The sequence below is a fragment of the Streptomyces sp. genome (assembly GCF_036566765.1).
In the GTDB taxonomy this organism is placed as follows: domain Bacteria; phylum Actinomycetota; class Actinomycetes; order Streptomycetales; family Streptomycetaceae; genus Streptomyces.
Window position 1 is genome coordinate 1 of the sequence record NZ_DATCVQ010000682.1, and the last position, 5,738, is coordinate 5,738.

Genomic DNA, 5,738 nt, shown 5'->3' on the forward strand with positions numbered 1-5,738 from the left:
CGGACAGCACCGGCGGCGTGGTCCGCTCGCTGGCCGACCGCGGCGCCACCGGGGCGACGCCCGCGCCGATGCCGGGCCGCACCCAGGGCCCGCCGACGACCGGCCTCGAGTACCTGGACGTGCCGCGAGACGAGGCGGCCCCGCTGCCCGGCCCGCGACTCGGCGAGGTTCCGCAGGGCGCCGTGCCGTGGACGCCTGCCCCGGATGCCGTCCTGCCCCAGGACCCCCAGCAGACTCCTGTGGTCGCCCCCGTCCCCGCAGAAACGGTCGTCCCGGCCCAGGGCGGCGAGCCCACGCCGTCGGGCCAGTTCGTGCAGGTCGAGGGCCTGGTCCCGACGACTCCGCACCTGGCGCCGACGCCGGTTGCTCCGGAACCGCAGGTGGCCGCCGAGGCGCCGGTGGCTGTGGAGCCGGTGGTCGCTGAGCCGATCGCTGTGGAGCCCGTGGTCGCTGAGCCGATCGCTGTCGAGCCGGTTGCCGTCGAGCCGATTGCTGTCGAGCCGATCGTCACTGCGCCCGCCGCCCCGGTCGCAGTCGAGCCGGTCGCGGTACAGCCGGTTGTCGCCGCCGAGCAGATCCCCGCCGAGCCGGTCGTCGCCCAGCCGGTCGTCGTCGAGCCCGCGCAGGCCGAGGCCGTGGCGGAGCCCGCCGTGGCCGAGGCCGTCGTCGTCGAGCCGGTCGTCGAGCCGGAGCCCGAGCCCGTGGTCGTGGCGGCTGCTGAGCCGATCGTGGCTGAGCGGGTCGTGGTCGAGCAGGTCCCCGCCCCCGAGCCGGAGCCCGTGGTCGAGGCCGTCGTCGAGGAGCCCGCCCCCGCGGAGGCCCCGCAGGCCCCCGAGGCCGAGGTCGCCGTACGGCCAGAGCCCGTGGCCGAGCAGCCGGAGGCACCGACCGCCGACGCGGACGCCCCCGATGTAGCCGAGATCGTCGAGATCGTCGAGATCGTCGAGATCGCCGACATCGCCGAGGACGTCGAGGACGTCGAGGACGTGCAGGCGAGCGCCCCCGCGCCCGGCTATGACGACGCCGAGCGCGAGGCCGTCCTCCGCGTGATGCGCGAGCGCCGCGACATCCGCAACGGCTTCCGCAGCGACCCCATCCCGCACGAGGTGCTGCTCCGGGTCCTCGAGGCCGCGCACACCGCGCCGAGCGTGGGCCACTCCCAGCCCTGGGACTTCGTCGTCATCCGCTCCGCCGAGACGCGCCGGACGATGCACGAACTGGCTGCCCGGCAGCGCGAGGCGTACGCCAAGTCGCTCCCGAAGGGCCGGGCGAAGCAGTTCAAGGAACTGAAGATCGAGGCCATCCTCGACACCCCGGTCAACATCGTCGTCACCGCCGACCCGACCCGGGGCGGTCGGCACACTCTGGGCCGCCACACGCAGCCGCAGATGGCCCCGTACTCCTCGGCCCTCGCCGTCGAGAACCTGTGGCTCGCCGCCCGCGCCGAGGGTCTCGGCGTCGGCTGGGTGAGCTTCTTCGACGAGCGCGAGATGGTCCGCTCCCTCGGCCTGCCGGACCACCTGGAGGTCGTCGCGTACCTGTGCGTCGGGTACGTCGACGAGTTCCCGGAGGAGCCCGAGCTGATGCAGGCGGGCTGGTCCAAGCGCCGTCCGCTGTCGTGGGTCGTCCACGAGGAGACGTACGGGCGGCGGGCGCTGCCCGGCGAGGAGCCGCACGACCTGCTCCAGGAGACGATCGCCAACATCCGGCCGCTCGACGCGAAGGCGCTGGGCGAGGCCTGGGAGCGGCAGAAGCGGATGACGAAGCCCGCGGGGGCGCTGGGCATGCTGGAGATCATCTCCGCCCAGCTCTCCGGGCTGTCCCGGATGTGCCCGCCGCCGATCCCGGAGCCGGCCGCGGTCGCGATCTTCGCCGGCGACCACGGCGTGCACGCCCAGGGCGTCACGGCCTGGCCGCAGGAGGTGACCGGCCAGATGGTCGCGAACTTCCTCGGCGGGGGAGCGGTCTGCAACGCGTTCGCCAGTCAGGTCGGCGCGGAGGTCTGCGTCGTCGACGTGGGCGTCGCCTCGGACCTGCCGGCGACGCCCGGCCTGCTGCCGCGCAAGGTCCGCCCGGGGACGGGCGACTTCACCACCGGCCTCGCGATGACCCGCGAGGAGGTGCTCGCGGCCATCGAGGTCGGCATCGAGACCGCCCGCGACCTCGTCGCGGCGGGCAACCGGGCGCTGCTGACCGGCGAGATGGGCATCGCGAACACCACGGCGTCCGCCGCGCTGATCTCGGTCTACACGGGCGTCGACCCGGCGGAGGTCACCGGCCGCGGTACGGGCATCAACGACGAGATGCACGCGCGCAAGGTCGACGTGGTCCGGCGCGCCCTCGAACTCCACAAGCCGGACCCGGCGGACCCGATCGGCGTCCTCTCAGCGGTCGGCGGCCTGGAGCACGCGGCGCTGGTCGGCATGATCCTGGGCGGCGCGTCGCTGCGTACGCCGGTGATCCTGGACGGCGTCTCCACGGGCGCGGCGGCCCTCGTCGCCCGCGCCATCGCCCCCGAGGCCCTGGCGGCCTGCATCGCCGGCCACCGCAGCGCGGAGCCCGGCCACGTGGCCGCGCTCAACAAGCTGGGCCTCCGCCCCCTGGTCGACCTGGACCTCCGCCTCGGCGAGGGCACCGGCGCGCTCCTGGCCCTCCCGGTGGTCCAGAGCGCGGCGCGGGCGATGCACGAGGTCGCGACGTTCGACTCAGCGGGCGTCACGGAGAAGTGACGCGGGTGGGGGCCACGGCCCCCACCCCACCGCCCGCACCCGGCCGTCCCGCCCACCCATCCCGCCGGGGCGGTGTTGTGGCCAGCCGTCCCGCCGGGGCGCTCCCCGCCCCCGCTCCCTCCCCCGTTGTGGGCAGTCGTTCCTCCCCCAGACTTCGTCCGGGGGACCCCCAGGGCGATGGGGGTCCCCCCTGCTCGAGCGAAGCCGAGAGCTTGGGGGAGGGTGGGCACAACGGAACGGCGCCTTTGCGGGCGCCTCCGCCCCGTGCCCGTACCCGCGCCACGTGGGCGGCCGGGTTCCATGGGGCGCCGCTCCCGTGGGCACCGGGGCCATGGGCGGAACGCGCCCGCAGGGGCGCCGTCCCGTGTGCCCACCCGTCCCTCCCCCTAGGACTTCGTCCTGGGGGGACCCCCACTGCGGGACGATTGCCCACACGGGGGTGGGTGGAAGCGGGGCCCCCACACGGGGGTGGAAGCGGGGCCCTACACGGGGGTGGGGGCGGCCGGACCCTGCGCCCAGGGCCCGGCGGGCCCGACGGGACAAGGGTCACAGCGTGCCCACCCCGCGTCACCGATATCGTGGGGGGCAGAGGCCCCCCACCCCGCCCCACCAGCCGCTTCACCGCCGCAGCGGCCCCGCACACGCATCGCCCCGCCCTTCCGAGGAGCCGCCAGCCCATGCCCGAGCCCGCCGAGTACCCCGCCTACCCCGTCGGACTCCGCCTCGCCGGGCGGCGCGTCGTCGTCATCGGCGGCGGTCAGGTGGCGCAGCGCCGCCTCCCGGCCCTCGTCGCGGCCGGCGCGGACGTCACGCTGATCTCGCCCTCCGCGACCCCCTCCGTCGAGGCCATGGCGGAGGCCGGCGAGATCACCTGGACGAAGCGCCGCTACGAGGACGGCGACCTCGCCGACACCTGGTACGCCCTCGTCGCCACCGGCGACCCCGCGGCCAACGCCGCCGTCTCCGCCGAGGCCGAGCGCACCCGCACCTGGTGCGTCCGCTCCGACGACGCCGAGGCGGCCACCGCCTGGACCCCGGCGACCGGCCACAGCGAGGGCGTGACCGTCGCCGTGCTCACCGGCCGGGACCCCCGCCGCTCCGCCGCCGTGCGCGACGCGATCGTGGAGGGCCTGCGCGACGGCTCGCTCTCGGCCCCGCAGCACCGCGCCCGCACCTCCTTCGTCGCCCTGGTCGGCGGCGGCCCCGGCGACCCGGACCTGATCACCGTCCGCGGCCGCCGCCTCCTCGCCGAGGCGGACGTCGTCATCGCGGACCGCCTCGGCCCTCGCGACCTGCTCAGCGAACTGCCCCCGCACGTCGAGGTCATCGACGCGGCGAAGATCCCGTACGGCCGGTTCATGGCCCAGGAGGCCATCAACAACGCGCTCATCGAGCACGCGAAGGCCGGTAGGTCGGTGGTCCGCCTCAAGGGCGGCGACCCGTTCGTCTTCGGCCGTGGCATGGAGGAGGCCCAGGCGCTGGCCGCCGAGGGCATCGCCTGCACCGTCGTGCCGGGCATCTCCAGCTCGATCTCGGTGCCGGGCGCGGCCGGCATCCCGGTCACCCACCGAGGCGTGGCGCACGAGTTCACCGTGGTCAGCGGCCATGTCGCGCCCGACGACCCGCGCTCGCTCGTCGACTGGGCGTCCCTCGCCAAGCTGACCGGGACGCTGGTGATCCTGATGGGGGTCGACAAGATCGGGAAGATCGCCGAGGCGCTGATCGCCCACGGCAAGGCCCCCGAGACCCCGCTGGCCCTGGTCCAGGAGGGCACGACGGCGACCCAGCGCCGCGTGGACGCGACGCTCGCCACGGTCGCCGCGACGGTGAAGGCCGAGGACGTCCGTCCGCCGGCGGTCATCGTGATCGGGGACGTGGTGGCGGAGGGCCCGGACAAGCTGGTCAAGCAGCAGTAGTCGGGCCCACCGCACGTAACCAGGGGTAACCCAACCCCGCCCCGCACATTGGCACCCCACCCCGGACAAGGCAGTATCGACCCCGTGGCTGATCTCATCACCGTCGACGACCCAGACGACCCCCGCCTGCGCGACTACACAGGCCTGACCGACGTCGAGCTGCGCCGCCGACGCGAGCCCGAAGAAGGCCTGTTCATCGCCGAGGGCGAGAAGGTGATCCGGCGCGCCAAGCAGGCCGGGTACGAGATGCGGTCGATGCTGCTCTCCGCGAAGTGGGTCGACGTGATGCGCGACGTGATCGACGAGGTCCCGGCCCCCGTGTACGCGGTGCAGCCGGACCTCGCCGAGCGCGTCACGGGCTACCACGTGCACCGCGGCGCGCTCGCCTCCATGCAGCGCAAGCCGCTGCCGAGCGCCGAGGAACTGCTCCGCACGGCCCGCCGGGTCGTCGTCATGGAGTCGGTCAACGACCACACCAACATCGGCGCGATCTTCCGCAGCGCCGCCGCGCTCGGCATGGACGCGGTACTGCTCTCCCCGGACTGCGCCGACCCGCTGTACCGCCGCTCCGTCAAGGTCTCCATGGGCGCGGTGTTCTCGGTCCCGTACGCCCGCCTCGAATCCTGGCCCAAGGGCCTGGAGGCGGTCCGCGAGGCGGGCTTCAAGCTGCTCGCCCTCACCCCGGCCGAGCGCGCCGCGTCGATCGACGAGGCGGCCCCGCACAAGCTGGAGCGGGTCGCGCTGATGCTGGGCGCGGAGGGCGACGGCCTGTCCCGGCAGGCCCTGATGGCCGCCGACGAGTGGGTCCGGATCCCGATGGCGCACGGCGTGGACTCGCTCAACGTCGGCGCGGCGGCCGCCGTGGCGTTCTACGCGGTGGCCACGGGCCGCCCGCAGGACTGACGGAACCCGGCGAGCCCGGGGAGCGGCCTCCGCCGGAGGCCGCTCAGCCCTGCAGCGCCTGCAACGCCGCGATCCCCGACGCGACGATCAGCGTCACCACGACGAAGACGAACAGCCGCTGCCGCAGCAGCCGCGGGTTCGCGGGCCGTCGGCCCGTCGAGGTCGTCCGCACGCCCGGCCGGGACGCCGG

General features: G+C 75.0%; 3 protein-coding genes. All 3 read left to right on the plus strand.

The window, feature by feature from the left end:
- On the plus strand, positions 1 to 2,729 hold a 2,729-nt coding region (gene cobT, locus VIU94_RS39495; protein ID WP_331919596.1), incomplete at its 5' end, for a nicotinate-nucleotide--dimethylbenzimidazole phosphoribosyltransferase.
- 677 nt (positions 2,730 to 3,406) lie between these two features.
- Positions 3,407 to 4,645: a uroporphyrinogen-III C-methyltransferase gene (cobA, locus tag VIU94_RS39500; protein ID WP_331919598.1), complete on the plus strand. Its 1,239-nt coding sequence runs from the start codon at positions 3,407 to 3,409 to the stop codon at positions 4,643 to 4,645.
- 84 nt (positions 4,646 to 4,729) lie between these two features.
- Positions 4,730 to 5,548 carry a TrmH family RNA methyltransferase gene (locus VIU94_RS39505; RefSeq protein WP_331919600.1) on the plus strand — a complete coding sequence of 273 codons (819 nt, stop codon included), beginning with the start codon at positions 4,730 to 4,732 and terminating at the stop codon, positions 5,546 to 5,548.
- Positions 5,549 to 5,738: the final 190 nt, after the last annotated feature.

Excerpts from the sequence above, each read along its gene's own strand:
- cobA (WP_331919598.1), top strand. The coding sequence starts at position 3,407 with ATGCCCGAGCCCGCCGAGTACCCCGCCTACCCCGTCGGACTCCGCCTC.